The sequence below is a fragment of the Desertivirga xinjiangensis genome (assembly GCF_024436435.1).
Taxonomy (GTDB): Bacteria; Bacteroidota; Bacteroidia; order Sphingobacteriales; family Sphingobacteriaceae; genus Desertivirga; species Desertivirga xinjiangensis.
In genome coordinates this window covers 543,496-563,219 of record NZ_JAFMZP010000002.1, presented here as the reverse complement: position 1 = coordinate 563,219, position 19,724 = coordinate 543,496, and the positions used below count along the sequence as shown (strand labels likewise).

Sequence of the window (19,724 nt, the reverse complement as noted above, 5' to 3'; positions counted from 1 at the left end):
TACAGGGTTCATTGGTTAATTTTTAGTAAACCTCTTCGGAGACAGGAATTGTAGCCCTGGTGGAGGCAAACTGCTCATAAAAGGTAAGTTCTAATGGTAAAGGATAGTTCTACTTCCACCCTCATAAATAAAAACGTTTTAGCAATTCATCACAAAATTATAACCTTTTTTGAAAGGTTCAAATCGTCCCCGACCACCTTAAGGATGTACACCCCCTTTTCCGGCATTTGGTTTATACTTAGTTTATGTAATTCTATATCTTTCTTCAATCGTTCTTTATGGATCAATTTCCCGTCCTGGCTGAATAGACTGACCTCGGCCCCTTGCCCCGGGTAGTTGCGCAGCGAAAGATTTATTTCACTCGTGGCAGGATTAGGGAACACCTGTACATCAACAAAAGGTTTTAACGACAGGTTAACTGATTGTACGGATAACACTTTTTTAGTTCCGTCAAAGTCATATTGACTTAACTGGTAATACGATGTACCGTTCAATGGCAGATGATCGACAAAATTATAAGAAGAAGGTTTACTTGACGTACCTTTCCCTTTTTTCTCCCCAATCGATTGCCAGCTGCGGGCATCTGTACTTCTACTGATTTCAAATCTGTCGTTATTTTTTTCAGAAGCTGTAATCCAGCTAAGCTGCACCCGGTCCTTATCAGTTTTAGCCTGGAAACTCACAAAATCAACTGGCAATGTACTAGCTGTCTTTAATACCGCAAAGTTATTTTCATTTGATGGAACCTGCTCGTCGGATTTCGTATTTTCAGCTATAAAGTAATAGGTGGTACCTGGTAAAACGTTAGCAGTTGGCCTAATTACAAACTCCATATCAGAATACGTTGAGGGGCCAACAGGAGATTTGTCATCATTATTTGCCAAAAACCTCTCTCGATCAAAATATTGACCAGCAGCGTAATCAAACGGTGATAGACCAGCCGTGTTTACAGTGGTTAAAAAACTGCTGTTTGTAGTCGGCTCCTTACTATCCGGCGCAAGATCACTTTGTACATAGACAAATGCGTTGACAGAAGGATCACTCGTAATAAGAACGGGAACATCTGTAAGTGAGGTTGAGTACTTTAAAGCTCCGACAGCATGAGTTTGTGTTGTGCTCTGATTTTCAACCCTTACTCTCAGCCTGATTACACCATAGTCGTTTATAGTTATCGATGTATTTTCTGCAGCTTTAAAAGTGGCAGTGTTCTCATTGCCATCGTCATTGCGCCAGCGCCAGCTCCCCTGAACTAAGGTCGACGAAAATGCGCTGCCCGCAACACACAGCAACAGCGTAAATAAGAGTAGCGTTTTATCCATAATGGTTTATATTAGTTTAGGCTAAATTAATACAACTAAAACATTTTAGCAAATTAAAATTATAATTTTAATAAAAAAAACAAGAGCATGAAATCTAGTAATTACAGGCTGTTCATGAGAGGAGACAGAGCTTAGCCAGAGTTGGAAATTCGTCTTGTACAAACCGAGAATAAGAAGAATAAAAGTGAGAGGATCGGTACCAAGAAAGGATGATAATTTCCCGAGTTATCGTAATTATTGGGACTGATCGTCGCTAATTCAACAAACATGTCTTTGCTTTTTCGTTTGGACAGCACCTCTCCGTTGGCCTTAACATGGCCGGAAAGGCCGTTGTTGCTGTTCAGGGCCACATCTTTGCGGTTAATTACGGCGCTTAGCCTTCCGTATAAAAAATGAACTTCAATAATAGCACCGTCCTTGAACCAGGCATCGTTGCTCAAATTGAGTAAGAATTCTGCTCCGTTTCTAACCTGCAAAATACTTGCCTCCGGATTTATTATTTCATTGCAAATAGCAATGCCAGCTTTTCCTTTGGGTGTAGAAACTGGCTTTGTCCCCTCTCCGTTTTTAATCAAATAACCATCCAGATCCTGGAATGGCATATTTAAACCGAAAACCGGTGTCTCGATAAAACTAAGTAAATACGTTTTATCATGCTTGCCTATCACCCTTCCATCACGCGAGATGGCATAGGCTGAATTATAAACCTCACTTTTTGAATATTCTCCCATCATCCCGATGATCTGGGTGGTTTGAGCTGGGTATGGTTCTTTTAAAATCTCCCCTAAGAGATCGTCATCCTCGCGATATGTCCAGGGAATTGAAGATTCCGACCATAACACTATGTCAGGATTCCAAACTGCCGCTTGCCTGTTCAGACTTAGAAGTCTTTGTGCTAAGATCTTTCCGCCATGTTCATCCCAACGCAGTTGTGGAGGTACATTTTCAGCAACTATTGCAACCTTTATGGGAGCTCCCGACAAAATTTTGTTATCAATGTTAGATTTGATCAGCAAGCCGCCAGAGATAAGCATCACTATTATCCCCACTGGCAGCAAGAGCTTATTCCATCTTTTTGATAAGATAGCATCCGCCAGTAAATAATTAACACAGATCACCGCAAAAGTTAACACCGGTAAGCCCAGAAAAGATGCGAATTGAATAGTATATAAGTTATTCAACAAACCATACCCGCTGATAAAGAGATAATAGGGCATTTGCTGAAAGCAAAATGTTAGCACGCTTTCCGCAAGCACGAAAACACTCGCGACTAATGCAGCTTTGAGAAAACTGTTATCAAATCTCCCTTTGAGGGTCCGGTTAATCACCACAATCACTCCCCCCCAGTAGAAAGCGAAGAGGACCGTTGATAATGCGGTAACAAAAATGGAATAAGTAACATGATTGCCACTGAATTCCTTTGCCGCTCCCAACATCCAAAAAAATATCACAGATGAAATCCCGAGCCCAAAAGCAAGTCCCGAAAAAAAAACTTGCCTTTTACCAGCATTCGCTAGCAGCAAAAACAAAGGTACGTAGCAAAACCAGGAAAAGACAAAAATAGCATTCGAGACTACATAAGCCGCAAAAGCACCTGACAAAAACATTGGCAGGTGCTGTTTGCGTATTACAGATCTCAAAATTTTCAAAACGTCAGAGTAAGCTGGATATAATCTATTAACCTTAGTTTAAACCCCAGTTTTGGTTCGGCCTGGCGCCCATCTTCAGTTTCAGGATTCCCCCTTTGACGATCTCTGTATGATCTATCCAGCATTTGTTATATTCTTTCCCGTTTAAAGTTGCGCTCTGGATATACACATTGGCCTCCGAATTATCTGCAGCTTCGATGGTAAAAGGGTGATCACTATCTGCGTTAAGAACAATTTTATTGAACACGGGGCTGGTAATCTCATAGCGGGTGTCGCCAGGCGCTATCGGATGCAACCCACTAGCCGCTAACACGTACCAGGCAGACATCTGACCAACGTCTTCATTACCGACCAAACCCTCTACCGAGTTTTTGTAAGCCCTTCTGCAGATCTCCCTCGTCCATTTTTGAGTTAACCAGGGCGCATCAAGGCGGTTGAAAAGAAACGGCACATGATGAACCGGTTCATTAGCGTGATTATAATAGTCGTTCCACATCAGATCCTCAGGTGCCTTGTCAAAAAAAGTTGTTAAATCCTGACGCACCTTTTCTTTTCCTCCCATGAGAGCAACCATCCCATCTACGTCCTGGGGAACAAACCATCCTTGCTGATAAGCATTGCTTTCAATAGAACCGTACCATTGTTTCAGCCGGCCTTCCTGTGGCCAGGGCTCCCAGTTTCCGTTTTTATCTTTCGGCCTGAACCAACCTTTTTCCGCATCGAAGATATTTCGATACGCCTGCGATCTATTCAGATACTTCTCTGCATCAGCATTTTTTCCTAATGATCTGGCCATCTGCGCCACACACCAGTCGAAATAAGCGTATTCAAGGGTATGTGAAATTCCAAAACCCTCGCTGACATAGCCTTTTTCACCATTGCCGAACTTCTCCACACTGTTTACAGACAACCGGTATGCTTTTTCTATATCGAACCCTTTAATACCTTTAGCATAGGCGTCGGCAATTACAGAGACTGCCGGATTACCGATCATACAGCCACTATAAGAGTTCAAAAATTCCCATCTTTCCAGGTAATCTTTATCTTTCTCATCCGCCAGCGATACAAGTGAGTTGATCATATCATTCACCAGTTTTGGATTAATCATAGTTTGTAAGGGCATTTGACTGCGAAAAACATCCCAGCCGCTAAAAATAGTACGCTTGGTAAAATCCTTCGACTGGTGAGCTTTAAAATCTCCGCCGATATAGTTTCCGTCTACATCTTCAAATACTCTTGGATCTATCTGAGTATGGTACAACGAAGTATAAAAAACGTTGCGCTGCTCTTCACTTCCACCTTCGATGTTAATTTTTGAAAGGGATTCATTCCATAACCTCGTGGCTTTCTTCCTTACAGCATTAAAATTCCAGTCTTCAATTTCGTTCCGGAGATTGTTTTCTGCCCCTTCCATACTTACGAATGAAATTCCGGCCTTTAGCAAGACCCCCTCATTGTCTTTAGTATCAAATTCGGTAAAAAAACCTAAGTGTTTCCCCTGTTTATCTTTTACGCCTTTCAAAATTTCAGATTCCGCTATAATTTTCTGGTAAGCGGCGCTAGTAACTTCCTCGCGTTTCCTGACTGCGCCGTCGGGGATATCTGCTGACCAAACGCCATAATTCACTAATGGCTTACTGAATTCGGCATAAAAGTAGACGGTATAGTTGGCTTGTCCATCTCCATTTCCCCAACCGCCACCTTCCGGCGTACATTTCATCCAGCCCTTTATAGCATTACTGCCCACCACTGTAACGTATTGTTCTGTCGAGGTCCCCCCTACCCTTCTTGCCAAATCAATCTGCAACCTTGACTGTTGGTTCTTTGGAAAAGTAAATCGCAACATTCCGCTGTGAGGTGTAGCTGTGGCTTCTGCCTTTATCTTATAATCCGTTAAAAACACACTATAATAACCAGCTGAAGCTTTTTCCGAAGATTTATCATACCTCGAGCGATACCCTGAATCCGGCTTTTCAAGAGTTCCTGAATTGGTTTTCATTGGTCCTGTCGTTGGCATCACCAAAAAGTTTCCAAGGTCACCAAACCATCCTACCCCGCTCATCTGCGTAAAAGCAAAGCCTTCAATGCTGGTATGTTCATTGCTGTAGCCAGAACCGTTATCGCCGCCGGTAATAGTGTTTGGGCTAACCTGAACCATACCATAAGGTGTTGTTGCTCCCGGAAATGTCTTTCCCAATCCATGGTAAACACCGGCATCTCCAACACTGGTACTCGCACCAATAAAAGGATTAACATATTTTGCGTTGTCGAATTGCCTGCTGGTAGTTTTACAAGCTAAAAAGGTAGCTATGACACCCATGGTTATATATGCCGATTTCTTATTCATTTTACTGCTACAATTTCTATTAAGTGCATTTTCGGAACATTCATTTGGTAGATCTTATTCGTAAGCTGGTCAATGTTGTCCTGCCACATTTTTCTCACTTCAGGAAAACGAGCAGTTTGATAGGTTCCCATTTTACTCTTTACAAACCAATCGGCTTTAGCTTTCTCCTCAGCCTTTTCAAAAGCAAGCTGCGAATCTTCAAATAGCATATTTTGTCCTTTGAAATAATTATACTGCAACCAATAGTATTCTCTTAGCTTCTTCTCCAAATCAAGCCTTAAATCGTTTAGATACATAATTTCGGCGGCCTGCCGGTATTGGGGCGTGTTACCCAGCACAGCCATATTTATCCCTTTTTCCAGAGTATCAGAACTAAAAGAACTTATCTTCTGACCGTCGATCACCAGGTCGTACCTCCCTTTCTTAAGATTCCTCACCTTTAAGATCTCCTGGTTAAATTCTTCAATAAAAGGATAGACCGTTAAAGCATCTGCCTGGGTTTGAGGATTTTCCCACACTCCTGAAACTGAATCTATCGGAAAAGGAAGAGCCTTCGCCAAATAATTAATACTTAGGCTTACCCCTGGTTTTTTGTTAATCGCTACGGTGGCATTTTCCACGGAGATCACACCTTTTTTAGCGTCGAGATCGAGCTTTGCCACCGGTTTACCTGCCAGCCCCTGGCTTTTCAGAAAAGTAGCCGCCATAACCAAATGGCCTCCTCTTCCCGGATGGATACGATCTGGTCCGGTGATAGTAAACTCTGGTTTAACCTTCTGTTCCCGCAGATTGATTTCAGTCATCGGATGGAAAAGATCCACGTAAGGCCAGCCGTTTTTTTGAGCTGCCTCACGTTGGAAAGCCACAATCTGCTCCATTGCCTTACTTTTTCCTTTATAGTAATTGTTCTTGTTCCTCATCGTCTCATCGTAAGGCGCCGACGACATAATTATCGGAGTAATTCCCGGTTGGGCTTTTAATTTAGCCTGTAAAAGACCGAAGTTCTGAAATGATGTTTGTATACGTTGTTTGGTTGTTTCTTCGGCATTTTCCTGATTAAACTCAAAATAACCAGTATCATTCATCCCAAAGGTAAGTACCAGGAAATTCGGCTTTTTTGGCAATACGTCAAATTCAAAACGTTCGTTCATCTGCCCCACAACGTCTCCTCCAATACCAACATTGTAGATGGTAATTCGCTGGTCCGGGAAGCGGGTCATATAATAAAGCCAGATGTTTGAACCATAATAGCCAGCTTCAGTAATGCTGTTTCCCATAAACGCTACTTTGTCCCCCTTTTTGAAGGGACTTAGCGTTTGAGCCTTTACTTGCCACCCGGCAAGTATCGCTAGTAAATAGTATGCGGTAATCCTTTTCATTGTTTTGAGACTTTTAAGGTGGTTATACCAAATGGATTCAAGTTTACTGCAATTTCGGTTATACCCTCCCCTTTTGCAGAAAGCGCCGTATCTGACATCTTGCTTCCGTCTAAATTGACAAATGAGGCCGCAGACACGTTAAAATTGAGTTTGATCGTCCCTTTGGTTTTTGTTTTTGCTGCATTGAATATCCTGATATACAGATCTTCACCTTCAAAGTTACAAGAGCTGATCTCTAAAGCACCCGTAGAACTTTCGATAAAGGATCGCTGTTTTATCCCAGGATCTGAACTAATGCTTATAGCTTGTAATGGTTCTTTTATTTGTTCGTTCCGATAGTTAATCTCTGCTTTCTGCCAGTCTCCCATATGTGGCAAAAGTTTATAACTGATTTCCGTCGGCCCGTCAAGCACATAGTTACGTCCCCACAGTGCTTTTCCCGAATATTGGGTGGTTAAGGCTAAAGGAAAGTCACTTCCGTGTGAATAGCTAGTTACATGATCCGAAAACAGGGCCATTCCAAACTCCTTGTCGCCGCTCAGTACATCTACCCAATTGAACACAACATTATTTTTAATACTATCCCAGCTGCCAAAGAAAGTATTCTCCAGGCGGCTCTCTACGACATCAAAGGGTGCATCTTTGAAAACCCTTTGTCCTTTCAAAGCCAGGGGAAACAAAGTAAGCAGCTTATATTTATCATTATAGAAAGCTTTCCTCAAGGTAGTGGCCTTATAATTGCTTTCTTCAAATTCACCAATACCTTCATTTCCTTTCCAGTCTATCCTTAAGTTACAATCTATCCGCGGCTCCCCTTGTTGCATGGTGATAACCTGAGTGACCGGATTACCAGCAATTTCGGTCCGGATACTAACGCTAAGCATAAAAGGTCCGTTTTCTAAAACTGAGATCCTAGCAGGTTGGTCTGTATTGGTCATAAAACCTCCCTTTTTGTAGAAGTTCCCTCTTAACTCATTAAACTTCCTCTCCGAATCAGCGTCAATAAATTCCTTCTCTTTTAGCTTTTTTGCGACCAGGCTCTTAATCGTCCCTCCTTTACTTTTATCAATATGTATCTTATAGAGGTCTGTTTCCAGGATACAGTCGCCGTTCTGCAGAAATTTAATTGTTGCATTTTTACCATTAGATCCAATAATAGACCTAGCCTGTTTTTTCAACTCGAACACAGCATATCCCATTGCCGGCACCCGGGCTTTGAACAGAATTGACTTCCTGTCTTTCAATACTTGTACCGGCAACTTTTTATTGTTTTGATCCACCATCGTTAAGCCCTGCGTATCTGAAACATTTTTCGGCAACGGAACCTTAAGCCATTCGGTACGTTCTCTTCCCAGTGTATTATAAACCCTGAACTTAAATCCGTCTTCAGCGAATTCCGCATTAGCCATTCTCCGGTAAATGCTATCTGCGACCTGGTTCGTCTTATTCGTCCAGTTCTTAACTTTATCCGCCCAGGTATTTCCCCCGTCCCTGTTATAAGGAACGATCCAGCAATCATGATGTTGGGCTAACATTAAGTTACGCCATGCATCATTGATCGAAGCTGATGGATAAGCAATATTTTTCTCCAGCTTTTGCAGGGATGCAATTTTTTCCGCCTGTACCACCTTGTTTTCTGCAATCCGTGTTTGTTGCGCTAGCCGCTGCAATACTTGCGCACCCCATACTAAGCTTGTCTGCACATCTTCCTGGGTAAACTTCCAGTCGGAAACGTTCGTCCTGTCCGTGATATTTTCGAAATAGTTCCTCCAGGTTGTATATGTTGTGGGCTTGTAAAAATCGCCTTTCAGCCAGGGGCCAAACCGCCAGCCCGCATCCTGTAAGCACATACCCACAGGACTTTTGATTCCGTCCGCGAAAGCGCTGGCAATAAATTCTCTCGAATTCGCATTTCCAATGGTTTCCCAGGTAGAATTAGGCTTTAAGGCTTCAATCGCGTAGCGGGGACTAGCTAAGATCGAGGTACCGTCCGGACCAATCCAGTTCACTAATTCCCTCCCATAAGCCCTCGTATAACCGCCCCAACAAGTGTTTGGATTTTTTAACGAAGCGTAACTATAACCAAAGGACTTTAGTATTTGCGGCAAAGCACTGGTAAAGCAAGGCTCTTCCGAAGAATATGTCCTAAATGTTATTGACGGGAAATATCCTGTTAACATTTTCATCCCATATGAAAACTGCCTGATGATACTTTCACCTGAAATATTGAACATATAAGGCTGTCCGTAAGCTGGATTAACATACTCTATCCGGGAGTTAGCGGAGGTATCTTTCAAAAGTTCCCTAATTGCTCTGAAGCCAGCAACATCTGACTTTAAATCTCTTTTCCAGGTTTCTGGTTCAATCTCAAGATTGATATTCCAGGCCGGATTTCTGTTTAATTGTTCTACAATGTAGGAGGTGTAACCTGCAGGATAATGGCCCCAGATCCCCCCATGAAAACCATCAATGAAATATGCCTTTTGCGCATATACCAGGTAAGGTAATAAAAACAGGGTGAAAAGCAGTTTTTTCATTTCTACAATAAAGAATTCAGTTATAATTGGCCAAAACAAATTAAAAACAATTAAAACGTTTTAGCAAATATAAAATTGAAAAGATTAGGCAGGAGCTTGCCGATGATTAAAACGGCAAAGACCGGCTTCCCATAAAGAATTTCTTTTATTCGTTCCAGTTATCGGTCCTGAAAGGCAGCGCCGGAAAACCTCCGGTATTCTGCAGGTTTGTAACCGGGTAGTTGAAAAAGGCATAACGAACCGCCACCGGACGTTTAACGCTTTTTGTGCTCAGAATAACCGAGTGCCCACTAATAATGGCTGTGGCCGGGTGAAATACATGATCTTCACCTGCCAGGTAGAAAAATTTCGGTGCTGTTCCATCATTGGTCGTTAGCCCTGCTCCGGTAGTTCCAGGTTTAAAGTGAACGTAAGCCTTCGTTTTCTTAAAGCTGACATAATTGTACTCTGGCCCCTGATAAGGTATATGGTGCTGGTTATAAGTCCTGTTCAACGCTGCTGATGCAAGTCGTAAACCGACCGGTTTTTTATTCCGGGGATGGAGATCTCTTGCCTCACCTACATCCATTGTGCACACCATTTCCGTATTGTTAAGCTCTGAGACTTTTTGTTGAGCTTCCCTAAAGAAAGCATCATAGGCGAGTTTGTCATCCTCTTTATCATGAAAATACGGCGCGATTTGTACGTAATAAAATGGCAGATCTCCTTGCTTAAAATTGTTTCGCCAGGATTTTATTAACACCTGCGTAGCCTTGACATAGCTTTCCCGCTCCATGTGGTTAGCTTCGCCCTGGTACCAGCAAAAACCTTTTATAGAAAGATTAACAAAAGGATTGACTATTGCATTATATAGCAAAAAAGGACGTACTACCTTTTCGAAGGAAAAGCCACTGTCAACCGTTTCCTTAGATTTGGGGCTTTTGAGGAAAGGCAGCAGGTACGTGTCATTCAACAAAACATCGCTGGCCAGTTCCTCTTGCGGAATGTATGCCTGTACCGCAGAAGCGCCGATTCCGGAAAAAATGAGCCCTATCGGAATACTTAACTCTTCATGCAACTTTTTACCGAAGGTATAAGCAACTGCACTGAAACCCTTAACAGTTTCTGGCGAACATTCAAGCCACTTTCCGGAAAAGGTTCCAATTGGCACTGCACTGAAATTTAATCCCACATTTAGCAGGCGGATAGCAGCTTGATCAGCATCCTTAATAACCTCTTCCGCCCCTAGCATTTCTTTTACCGCAAACTGCATATTGGATTGCCCACTGCAAAACCATACATCTCCGATCCATATGTTATTCAGCGTGATCTGTTCATCCGAGGTCTGTACCCTGAGTGTATGTGGGGTAAAATCTCCTTTTTTAGCCAGAGGCACTTCAATACTGCCTAAAAAACCACCCTCTTTATCCGCTATAAGTGATAGCGGATTGTCTAGCCAGTCTGCAGATATTTTGACTGTCTTTCCGGGGTCTGCCTTTCCCCAAACTCTGAACGGCTTATTTTGCTGAACTACCATATTATTCTGCAAAGCATCTGCTAGTTTCAACGCAGAAAATCCTTTTTTTGATAAGGCGAGTAAAAGGCCAAATATTAAAATATGTTTAGCAAACTTTATCATCGTTTCCTGTTGTTATAAGGTGTTACTTCCAACCTATAATTCTTGCCATTTAGCAAACTGGAATCAAAAGAGATGACGATATCTTTTGATTCATTTTTAAACAGCGTGAAATAATCATCGTTCATCATAGCAGGTAAGATTCGTTCGCCGGTCTGGGCATTTACAGCCTGCACTTTAACTGCGAAAGCGATCTCGCTCGAAGCGTTCGTAACTTTAGCACTAATAGTTTTTTTACCTCCATTTTGGCTCATTTTAGAACTTACTTTAAGATTAACCGGAGCCAATGTATTCAGCTGCGTATAATCATTATGCGCACTGCTTCTCCAATAAAAATTGTCAGAAAGTGTATTACCTTTTTCATCCTTCAAAAAGAGTTTGATTAGCTGAACTTCCGGCGATTTAACTCGTTGCTCTTTGTAAATCTCAAACTCGTAGATTGAAACGCCATATTGAGTAGCCCTGCTCAACGCATACATTCTCACATATCTGGCATTTGTCTTGCTAAAGGTTATCCTATCGCTGCCACCGTCAGAACTATGCTCTGTAAATACGTCTCGCCAGTTTTTCTCGTCTTCAGATACCTGGATTTTATATGATTTCGCAAACGCTGCCTCCCATTCAATGGTCACCTGACTAATTTGCTCTGTCTTCCCCATGTCGACAGAAACCCATTGATTATCTGTATAACTACTGGTCCACCTCGAGCCAGAGTTACCGTCAGTGACAGCCATTGGCCGGCCAGCTTCATCAGAAGTTGTTGAAGCGGATACGGGTTTCTGATAGGCCAGATTATCACGAATAGTGTAGAGATCCATTACAAAACTTTCCTCGGCAGTATTGCTGGCAGACCTGACATTTTTTGTATAGTCTTTCAACTTCCGGCCTTTGATATCGTAAATCTCCGCTACCGCTTTAATCTTGTCGTATGTTTTACCTGAACTGTTTACCACTTTTACGCTGTTATCGGCATAACTCCATTGAATATGCAATGGCTCACAGGCTTTCTTTACACCCCAGTATGCACCATTCAGATCGTAATAGTAATCATAAGTTTGCCATACAAATGATGGGTAAGCGGATTGACTCATCCAGGTCATTACCCCCGAGGCATCGTTCCACATATGATGTAACCAACCCTCGTATAAAGCCTTATTCGTTTCAATATTCAACAATTGGGCTTTTAAACAGAAATCCTCAATCCCAAGAGCCTTTCCGTAGCGATGGTCTATACTTTCCTGATAACGATCAGGACCGGCATTGGCGGCACTTTCACCAAAAAAGTGTTTATTCCACATCTCGTTTCGTGGCCACCAATTTTCCTCTGGCATGAATTTCTTGAAGCTTTCAAAAGTGGTAAAGACGGCAGTTCCTATTTCAGTACGCATTCCCCAGCCAGTATCTCCTCCAAAGCCTCCCGGGTACTTCGTAAAGTACCACTGTGGATCGAAGTTGGTCCAGGGACCACTTCCGGTTAATGCATCAGAATGAGAATTAGCCTGATACCAACGATCTCCTGCATCGAAAGTCTTAACATTTTCGGCAAGCCAGCCATTTAGTGGCGGCTCAGGATACCCCTCATTATCTCCGCACCAGACTGCAATCGAGGGATGGTTTCGGTATCGTTTAATTTTTTCTACAGCATTGTGGTTGAACGCAAAAATATCCCGGGGCAGGTTCTTGTGAGAATTTAACCAGAAATCGTCCCAGATCATGATTCCATATTTATCGCAAGCCTCATAAAACTCGGCATCGGTAACCGAGCCTATCCAGTTACGGATCATATTCAGGTTCATATCCTTATGTAACTTCAGCTTCAAATTGTACTCCTCTCCCCTGCAACGCAGCAAATATTCAGACATCCCCCAATTACCACCCTTTATAAAAATTCTTTTACCATTGATGCTGATATGGAATACATTGCCAATGGTATCATAGCTGTATTCCCTGATCCCGAAGCTGATCTTCTTAACATCCGACACCTTTCCATCCACGTTAAATTTCAGTTCACAGGTGTATAGGTTTGGATCACCGTAGCCATTGGGCCACCACAATTTGGGATTACTGATGATGAATTGCTTAAACTTATTTGTATCAAGCGTGAAAGTTCGTTGTTGATAAGCTTCAATCTTCATCTTTTGCGAGAAGCTTATATTTCCAGGCTGAATAACACCGGTGAGTTCACCTTCTTTGTCAAGTGCGGTACCATTGCTTAGTTCCACATTAAGTTGCAAACTGGCTTTGTTCGAAGAGGGAACTTTAGTCCTCACCCAGGGGTCAGTTAAGGTAACCGCCCCCGAGGTACTCAGATACACATTGTCAGTTATGCCCATCAACAGGCCTGGTACATAAGGCATCCAATCCCAGCTGGCAGACGAAATATAAGTTGGAGTGGCATAATTAGGAATTGGGGTTTGCGGCCAATGTACCAACACAGCCAGTATATTATCCGTCGTTTTATCAACGAGTCCGCTGATATCAAATTTGCCGCGGTCCATAAAACCATTCAATTTTCCGAGATAGGTTCCGTTGAGGTAAACATCTGCTTTGCGGTTTACACCTTCAAAGTTCAGCCACAATTTTTGATCGTTTTGATAGTTCGCTGGCGTCTTAAAAGCAATCCGATACCAGAAATTCCTGTCGTACTTCTTTTTGTCTACTTTGTAAATATTATCGCCAAAATTCGGATCTTTTTCCAAACCAGCTTCCACATAATCGTTAAAGACTGTGCCCGGAACGGTGGCTTTCACCCAATTTGTCGAAATATAACCAGGCTTGAAGATATTGATGCTGTCCCTGCCAATCTCCGCCTGAGAAGCATGCATCCAAACGTTTTGCTTGTCAGAATCCAGTGAGTATTTTGCGATTTGAGCAAAGACTTGAGAGCTGACCATCAACGCCAGGAGCAGAAATCCATTGAATATGTAACTTCTTGTTGTTTGCATTATTATAAGTGTGTGTGTGTGTGTGTGATATATTGTTATTTGTTTAAGCTTAGCGAAAAAGGCCTTGCTGAATCAGAAGTCCCCCTACTCATATTGGGCTGGTCTGACATCTCGAATTCCAAAATGCCCCCATTCATAATGTCCTTATACCTGATATAATTCTTATCATAATTTTTACCATTAAGCCGTGCTGAATTGATGTATACGTTCCGTGAATTATTGTTATTTGCCTTAATGATAAATATTTTTCCATTCTCTAAGCGGATGGTAGCTTTTTGAAAAACGGGGCTTCCTATAATGTACTCGTCTGTACCTGGACAAACACTGTAAATACCCAGAGCACTTAATACATACCACGACGACATTTGACCCTGATCTTCATCTCCCGGATAGCCTTTTTCAGTGGCATTATAAAGCTGTGAAGTAACCATACGAAGCTGCTTCTGCGATTTCCAGGGTTGGCCGCTGAAATTGTATAAATATGGAACGTGTTGTGTGGGTTGATTACCATGAGCATATTGACCCATTTTTGCCAGTAGCATTTCTTTCATTTCGTGGATTTCCTTACCATAAGAGCCGTATCTAATATCCTGAGGCATAGTAAAGAAGGAGTCAAGTTTTGAGTTAAATCTGTCTTCGCCGCCAATTAGACTGATCAGACCTTCAATATCATGCATTACCGACCACGTATATTGCCAGGCATTGGCTTCAGTAAAAGCTCCTCCCCATTCTACCGGATCAAAATTTGGCTTCCAGTCGCCGTTGCCCAAACGGCCCCGTACGAAATTCGCCTTCTTATCAAAGACATTTTTATAGTTGTACATCTGACGGGCGAAAACTTCCTCATAAAATTTGTTGCCGGTTAACCTGGCTAGCTGGTAAGCACAAAAATCGTCATAAGCATATTCCAGTGTTTTCGCAGTACTTTCGTGGATATCACCGTACGGGATATATCCTTTAGTAAAATAATCTTTCCAGCCATCTCTGCCATTTGAGCCACCCCAGGGTCCTTTGTTGGTTGCTTCATGATAATATGCCTTTAATGCACTATCAGGATTGAACGTACGGATGCCCTTTACCCAGGCATCTGTAAGAAGAGAAATAGCGTGGTTGCCGATCATCACTCCCGACATGCCAGGATTTGACCATGTCGGAAAAAAACCGGATTGCTTCTGGGCATCCAATAAGGACTGCATATATCTGCCCTGCATCTGAGGATGCAAAATATTGCTCAACGGAAACTGCCCCCTGAAAGTATCCCAAAAACCATTGTCCGTATACATATACCCCTGATGAACCTTGCCATCATACGGGCTATAATAATAAGGTATCCCTTTTTTATCCAGGTCATAAAACTTCCTCGAAAACAGGTTAGCACGGAACATGCATGAATAAAATGTCGCCATTTCCTCATCCGTCCCACCCTCTACCAAAACTCTGTTTAACAGCGTATTCCACACACCGAAAGCTTTGCGCCTAGTTACCTCGAAATTTTTATTGATGGCCAGTTCACGATCAAAGTTTAACTGAGCCTGTTCGGGACTAATGTAGGACGAAGCCATTTTTACTTCTACCTTGGCTCCGGGTCTAAACTCTAAATAGGCTCCCACTCCCCTGCCTGAGTCTGCTGAATTCCATTCTTTGATTTTTCCATTCACATTCTCCCAGGTGCCAAAGCTTTTAAATGACTGGCTGAACTCAAGAACAAAATAGCTCCTAAAATTAGCCGGTACAAATCTCCCGTTGTTAACATAGCCAATAATTTTGCGTTGCTTGGGCAAGATTGTCACTTCGCAATCTTTCAGGAAGCCATCCAGCACGAGAAACGCCTTACCAGCATCAGGGAACGAAAAACGCATATGTCCGCCGCGTTCCACCGGACTAAGCTCTGCCAGTATACCGTTATTGAACTTCACCGCATAATGGTTTGGCTTTGCAATTTCATTGGCATGCCGAAATTCCAAAGCCCGTTCATCTTCATTTACTTTGAGGGTACCGATTCCGGGCATTAGAGAGTATACCGCATAATCGTTCATCCAGGGACTGCACTGGTGTACCTGCTGGAAACCCCGGATAGTATTCGCCTTATATTGATATTTCCAGCCGTCGCCATTTTTACCAGTTTGCGCTGAAAAATAATGCACGCCAAAAGGCAAGCCCACAGTAGGATAAGTATTTCCGTAAGACAAGGACCATTCTGAATCTGTTCCCTGTAAGGTATTTACATATTTTACAAGGTCTTTATCCTGTGCCGACAGCGTGCCAACCATCAGCATCGTGAAAAGAACTGCAATACAAAATTTACGTTTCATCATTCTTTTTGAAAGTTTGATCCTACCGCTTTGAATGAGGTAGCTATGTGTGTGGTATATATGTACGGCTTTCTAAACCACCAGCGCGTTAAGTCCGGGTTTCAATTCATACGTTTTGCCTTTCCACAGTAACCTCCCTGTTGTAGATTGAGGTAAAGCAATATTAATTTGCCATTTATTTCTCTTCAATTCGTAACTCACAGACACTTTTCCGTTCGGGTGGGGCATTTCACCGCCAACCTTCGTCATTGTTCCTAAATGCGGTTCGATCTTAACTTTTGAGAAACCTGGCGCATCAGTATCTATCCCCAACAGAATTCTGAAAAATTCAATATTGGGACTTGCTCCCCAGGCATGGCATTCTGATCTAACAGTGTTGAGACTTGAATCTTCCGCCCAGGTGGTTAAGCCAAGTCTGATGTTATCTCTCCAAATCCCTAACCAATTCATAAAGTTACTGCCTAAACCTGCTTTAGCCAAGGCTTGATGCAGATAGTATTTGAAATAGATGGTGCACTGAGTTAAGTTCTTATCATTTGCAAGACTGTTGCCCACTGCGGCGACATCCCCGGCATCAACGATGCCAGCTAGTATAGCCAGGGAATTCACATGTTGGGAATAGCCCTTTTTCTCTTCAGTGTCGGCAAACAGCTTCCTCTGTTCATCCCAATACCTCTTTCTGATGGTATTTGCTAATTGCGATGCTTTACCGGCATAATAATCGGCGTAAAAAGGTATTCCAACAGCTCTTTCCAGATCAGAAGCCCATTGATATGCCAGCAATAACTGTACATCATAAATTGCCGCACTGCCGTTTGGTCCCATTGGTCCCCAGCCCATATCACCAACCCAGTCAACAAACCGCCAGTAAGGTAAATCTTTCAAAGATCCGTCAGCTTGCTGGTGTTTGGCGAAGAACTCCAGAATTGCACGCTGCCCTGTCAGTTTATCTTTAAGGAAACCATCATCAGGGCGGTACATCCAATAATCGTGTAACATACCGATATACCACATCGAAAAGGTGGAAATAATTTGGGTACTATGTGTAGGATAGCGGCTCATTGTTACCCCTTCTGCTAAACGTGAGCGGTCTATCAAATTGATCGCATTTTTTGCTAACCGGTCATCACCACTATTGTAGTAAGATATCATGGCCTGGATGCGCGTATCTCCAATATATTGCAATTGCTCATAATATGGGCAATCCATATAGGTTTCCATAGCGTTCAATCTTGCTGTGCGCCAACCGATGTCTAGAATTTTTTTGATCTCCGGATCTGCCGAATGAAAAACGTAGTTTTTCTTAAAGGGATAGCCCGTAAAAGTGCCGTAGATATCCTCGATGATCAGTGATTCATCTTTCGTTTGTACAATCAACCGGATATAGCGATATGACCGGTAATTAAGTGTAGTAAAAGACTGATGTTCACTTCCATCTGCAAGCAAGCTATCTATCCTGCCTACGAATTTCTTGTTCTGCACGTCGTTTCTATCGCTTTTACGTAGTTCACTACTTCCCTGATCGTACATAGTTTCGGCATACCCAATAGAAATTCCAGCTCCCTTCCCTTTACTGAAGTCCAGCGTTAAATATGCATTCGTGTAAAACGTTTGATCGAGCAGTAAGGTAACCAGACTGTTTGCGGGGATGGCAACCGGAGTTTTCTCAGCTGGAAATCCAGCAGGCACTTTCATCCCTGTTACCATACGCATTTTTGGGATACGTTGGTAGCTCCGTTCCATTTGTGGCAGAGGGGAGGGAACCAACTGCCAGGCCAGGCCATCAGACATCCCCTTTAGTTTACCGTCAAATAATTTCGCGGCATTAGGCCAGTTGCTGTCGTCAAAATGAACGCTGGTCCAATCTCCCTTAACTGCTTTCGCCATATCAACAAGTTGTCCTTTGCTGGCCGCAAAAAAGTAGCCCGGGACTGGTTGATAAGCTTCGTCCCTGATACACTTCCAGGTATCATTCGTATTCAGGACTTCTTCCGCTTCCGATTTACCCTGAAGGATGAAGGCGGTACGAACCGAAATCTGTGCTTCCGGCCGGTATTGAGCTTCGTTCCATACGAGAGCAGCCAGTGAATTTTTTCCTACGATCAGATATGGCGCTATGTCAACAGTTTCATAATTCCAAAAAAAAGTATCACCCCGGGCCGGCCCCATCGAAACTATTTTCCCATTGACATATAACTTATACCTGTTATCAGCAGATACCTGTACCTTAAAAACATGGGGCTTTTCCTTCAAATCAACAGTTTTCCGAAAATAGAAAACGCCATACTCTGTACCGTTACCATTTTGTGGCGCAATCCATTGAGCATTCCATGGGCGTCTGTTGTCTCGTAAATTGCTGAAAGCATTGCTTATCTGAGCAGCATAACAGCTGCAGAATAAGACAAACAGGTAAAGGCGGTTCTTCATCATTTGTTTCTTAATTAGTTAATCTTTGATTCCCGATAAAGCGGATTTAGGGTTTATAGATGGCAACGCCTACCCTGGAGTCTGCGCAACCGTAGTACAAAAACCATTTGTCTTTAAAATACACTAAGCCCTCCACAAACACAGTCCCTGCGGGGTACTGTCCACTTTTTTCAAAACTTTCCTGCGGAACGAAGAAGGGCTTGTCCAGCCTGTCCAACACCTTACCAGGGTTTTTCTTATCGAACAAAACTTGCCCTGCGGCGTAGGTATTGGCTGTGTATTTTTCGTCGCCTTTTTTGCCTGGCTCATTCTTGCCATTGTAAAGTAATACAATACCTTGTTTCGTGAGTACTGCCGGCGGGCCACATTCGGTGAGCTGACTATCAAAATAGCCCGGTCGTGGTGAAACAAGGGCTGAAAGTTCTCCCCTTGTATCCACCTCAGGCGTCCAGTTGATCAGATCATCCGAAGTGGCGAGGTTGATGAACTTTTCGCCCCAATACATCAGATATTTCCCATTAACCCTCGTGATGACCTGCTTTCCACTTTTCAAACTAGTTACTATTGAAGCCGATTTACTTGGTACATCGAAAAACCTGCCGTTATATGCTTTTCTGAAAACAGAACCATGTTTATCCCAGCTGATTAAGTCCCTTGAAGTTGCGACAGCTAAACGGGGAACTTTTTTGTTCCATTGAGTATAAAGCATCACATAGGTTCCATCTTCAGTGACTGCCAGGCGTGGGTCTTCGCAACCTCCTGGCCACTCGAATTCTTTTTGACTATCGTCCGCAGGGAAAAGCACAGGCTCCGGCCTCGTTTGCATGGTCAGGCCATCAGCACTGGATGCCAGGCCCAACCTGGACGTACGTTCGCCTATTCCCACACCACTTTTGTCCTCGGCCCGGTATAACACGTATATACTGTCACCTTTTACAACGGCTGCTGGATTAAAAGTATCATTCGCCTCCCAAAAGCTTGTTTTGCCGCTCATTGGATCCTGGAAAGTTGATTTCGCATTAGGAGATATGATTGGCTGAGGATTCGCAGGCCGCAGAAAAGGCGCCAAACTCCATTGCCTTATACTTTGAGTTGTCGTCTGGGCACAGCCCGATACCGAAAACGACAGGGCAAGAATCCCAGCGGCAGAACGGCTCAAAAAGAAATGCAATACAGGGTTCATTCGTGTGATGG

The 19,724-nt window shown here is 42.9% G+C and carries 10 protein-coding genes; all 10 read right to left on the bottom strand.

Features of this window, described 5'->3' with window-relative positions:
* Positions 1–149 precede the first annotated feature (149 nt).
* The 10 genes from J3P37_RS07180 to J3P37_RS07135 all read right to left on the bottom strand — a co-directional run bounded on the left by J3P37_RS07180 (position 150) and on the right by J3P37_RS07135 (position 19,713).
* Positions 150–1,319 carry a T9SS type A sorting domain-containing protein gene (locus tag J3P37_RS07180; RefSeq protein ID WP_256010399.1) on the bottom strand — a complete coding sequence of 390 codons (1,170 nt, stop codon included), beginning with the start codon at positions 1,317–1,319 and terminating at the stop codon, positions 150–152.
* A gap of 131 nt (positions 1,320–1,450) precedes the next feature.
* A complete protein-coding gene (gene lnt, locus J3P37_RS07175; protein ID WP_256010398.1) occupies positions 1,451–2,959 on the bottom strand; it encodes an apolipoprotein N-acyltransferase in 1,509 nt (502 codons plus the stop codon).
* Positions 2,960–3,002: 43 nt separating this feature from the next.
* A complete protein-coding gene (locus J3P37_RS07170; protein ID WP_256010397.1) occupies positions 3,003–5,315 on the bottom strand; it encodes a GH92 family glycosyl hydrolase in 2,313 nt (770 codons plus the stop codon).
* Complete coding sequence (locus J3P37_RS07165) at positions 5,312–6,694, bottom strand: SGNH/GDSL hydrolase family protein (RefSeq protein WP_256010396.1); 1,383 nt, start codon at positions 6,692–6,694, stop codon at positions 5,312–5,314. The genes J3P37_RS07170 and J3P37_RS07165 overlap by 4 nt, the downstream gene beginning before the upstream one ends.
* On the bottom strand, positions 6,691–9,231 hold the full coding sequence (locus tag J3P37_RS07160) for a glycoside hydrolase family 38 C-terminal domain-containing protein (RefSeq protein WP_256010395.1): 2,541 nt from the start codon (positions 9,229–9,231) through the stop codon (positions 6,691–6,693). The genes J3P37_RS07165 and J3P37_RS07160 overlap by 4 nt, the downstream gene beginning before the upstream one ends.
* Positions 9,232–9,376: 145 nt before the next feature.
* On the bottom strand, positions 9,377–10,849 hold the full coding sequence (locus J3P37_RS07155) for a sialate O-acetylesterase (protein ID WP_256010394.1): 1,473 nt from the start codon (positions 10,847–10,849) through the stop codon (positions 9,377–9,379).
* A complete protein-coding gene (locus J3P37_RS07150; protein ID WP_256010393.1) occupies positions 10,846–13,791 on the bottom strand; it encodes a discoidin domain-containing protein in 2,946 nt (981 codons plus the stop codon). The genes J3P37_RS07155 and J3P37_RS07150 overlap by 4 nt, the downstream gene beginning before the upstream one ends.
* 35 nt (positions 13,792–13,826) lie before the next feature.
* Positions 13,827–16,106 carry a GH92 family glycosyl hydrolase gene (locus tag J3P37_RS07145; RefSeq protein WP_256010392.1) on the bottom strand — a complete coding sequence of 760 codons (2,280 nt, stop codon included), beginning with the start codon at positions 16,104–16,106 and terminating at the stop codon, positions 13,827–13,829.
* Between the two features lie 69 nt (positions 16,107–16,175).
* Complete coding sequence (locus tag J3P37_RS07140) at positions 16,176–18,533, bottom strand: alpha-L-rhamnosidase-related protein (protein ID WP_256010390.1); 2,358 nt, start codon at positions 18,531–18,533, stop codon at positions 16,176–16,178.
* 43 nt (positions 18,534–18,576) lie between these two features.
* The gene (locus tag J3P37_RS07135) at positions 18,577–19,713 is read right to left on the bottom strand and encodes a beta-1,2-mannosidase (protein WP_256010389.1); all 1,137 of its coding nucleotides are present in this window, start codon (positions 19,711–19,713) and stop codon (positions 18,577–18,579) included.
* Between the last annotated feature and the right edge of the window lie 11 nt (positions 19,714–19,724).

Bases quoted from the DNA above. Each gene is read 5' to 3' on its own strand.
- J3P37_RS07165 (WP_256010396.1), bottom strand. From the start codon at position 6,694: ATGAAAAGGATTACCGCATACTATTTACTAGCGATACTTGCCGGGTGG.
- J3P37_RS07150 (WP_256010393.1), bottom strand. From the start codon at position 13,791: ATGCAAACAACAAGAAGTTACATATTCAATGGATTTCTGCTCCTGGCG.
- J3P37_RS07155 (WP_256010394.1), bottom strand. From the start codon at position 10,849: ATGATAAAGTTTGCTAAACATATTTTAATATTTGGCCTTTTACTCGCC.
- J3P37_RS07160 (WP_256010395.1), bottom strand. From the start codon at position 9,231: ATGAAAAAACTGCTTTTCACCCTGTTTTTATTACCTTACCTGGTATAT.
- J3P37_RS07135 (WP_256010389.1), bottom strand. From the start codon at position 19,713: ATGAACCCTGTATTGCATTTCTTTTTGAGCCGTTCTGCCGCTGGGATT.
- J3P37_RS07145 (WP_256010392.1), bottom strand. From the start codon at position 16,106: ATGATGAAACGTAAATTTTGTATTGCAGTTCTTTTCACGATGCTGATG.
- J3P37_RS07180 (WP_256010399.1), bottom strand. From the start codon at position 1,319: ATGGATAAAACGCTACTCTTATTTACGCTGTTGCTGTGTGTTGCGGGC.
- J3P37_RS07140 (WP_256010390.1), bottom strand. From the start codon at position 18,533: ATGATGAAGAACCGCCTTTACCTGTTTGTCTTATTCTGCAGCTGTTAT.
- J3P37_RS07170 (WP_256010397.1), bottom strand. From the start codon at position 5,315: ATGAATAAGAAATCGGCATATATAACCATGGGTGTCATAGCTACCTTT.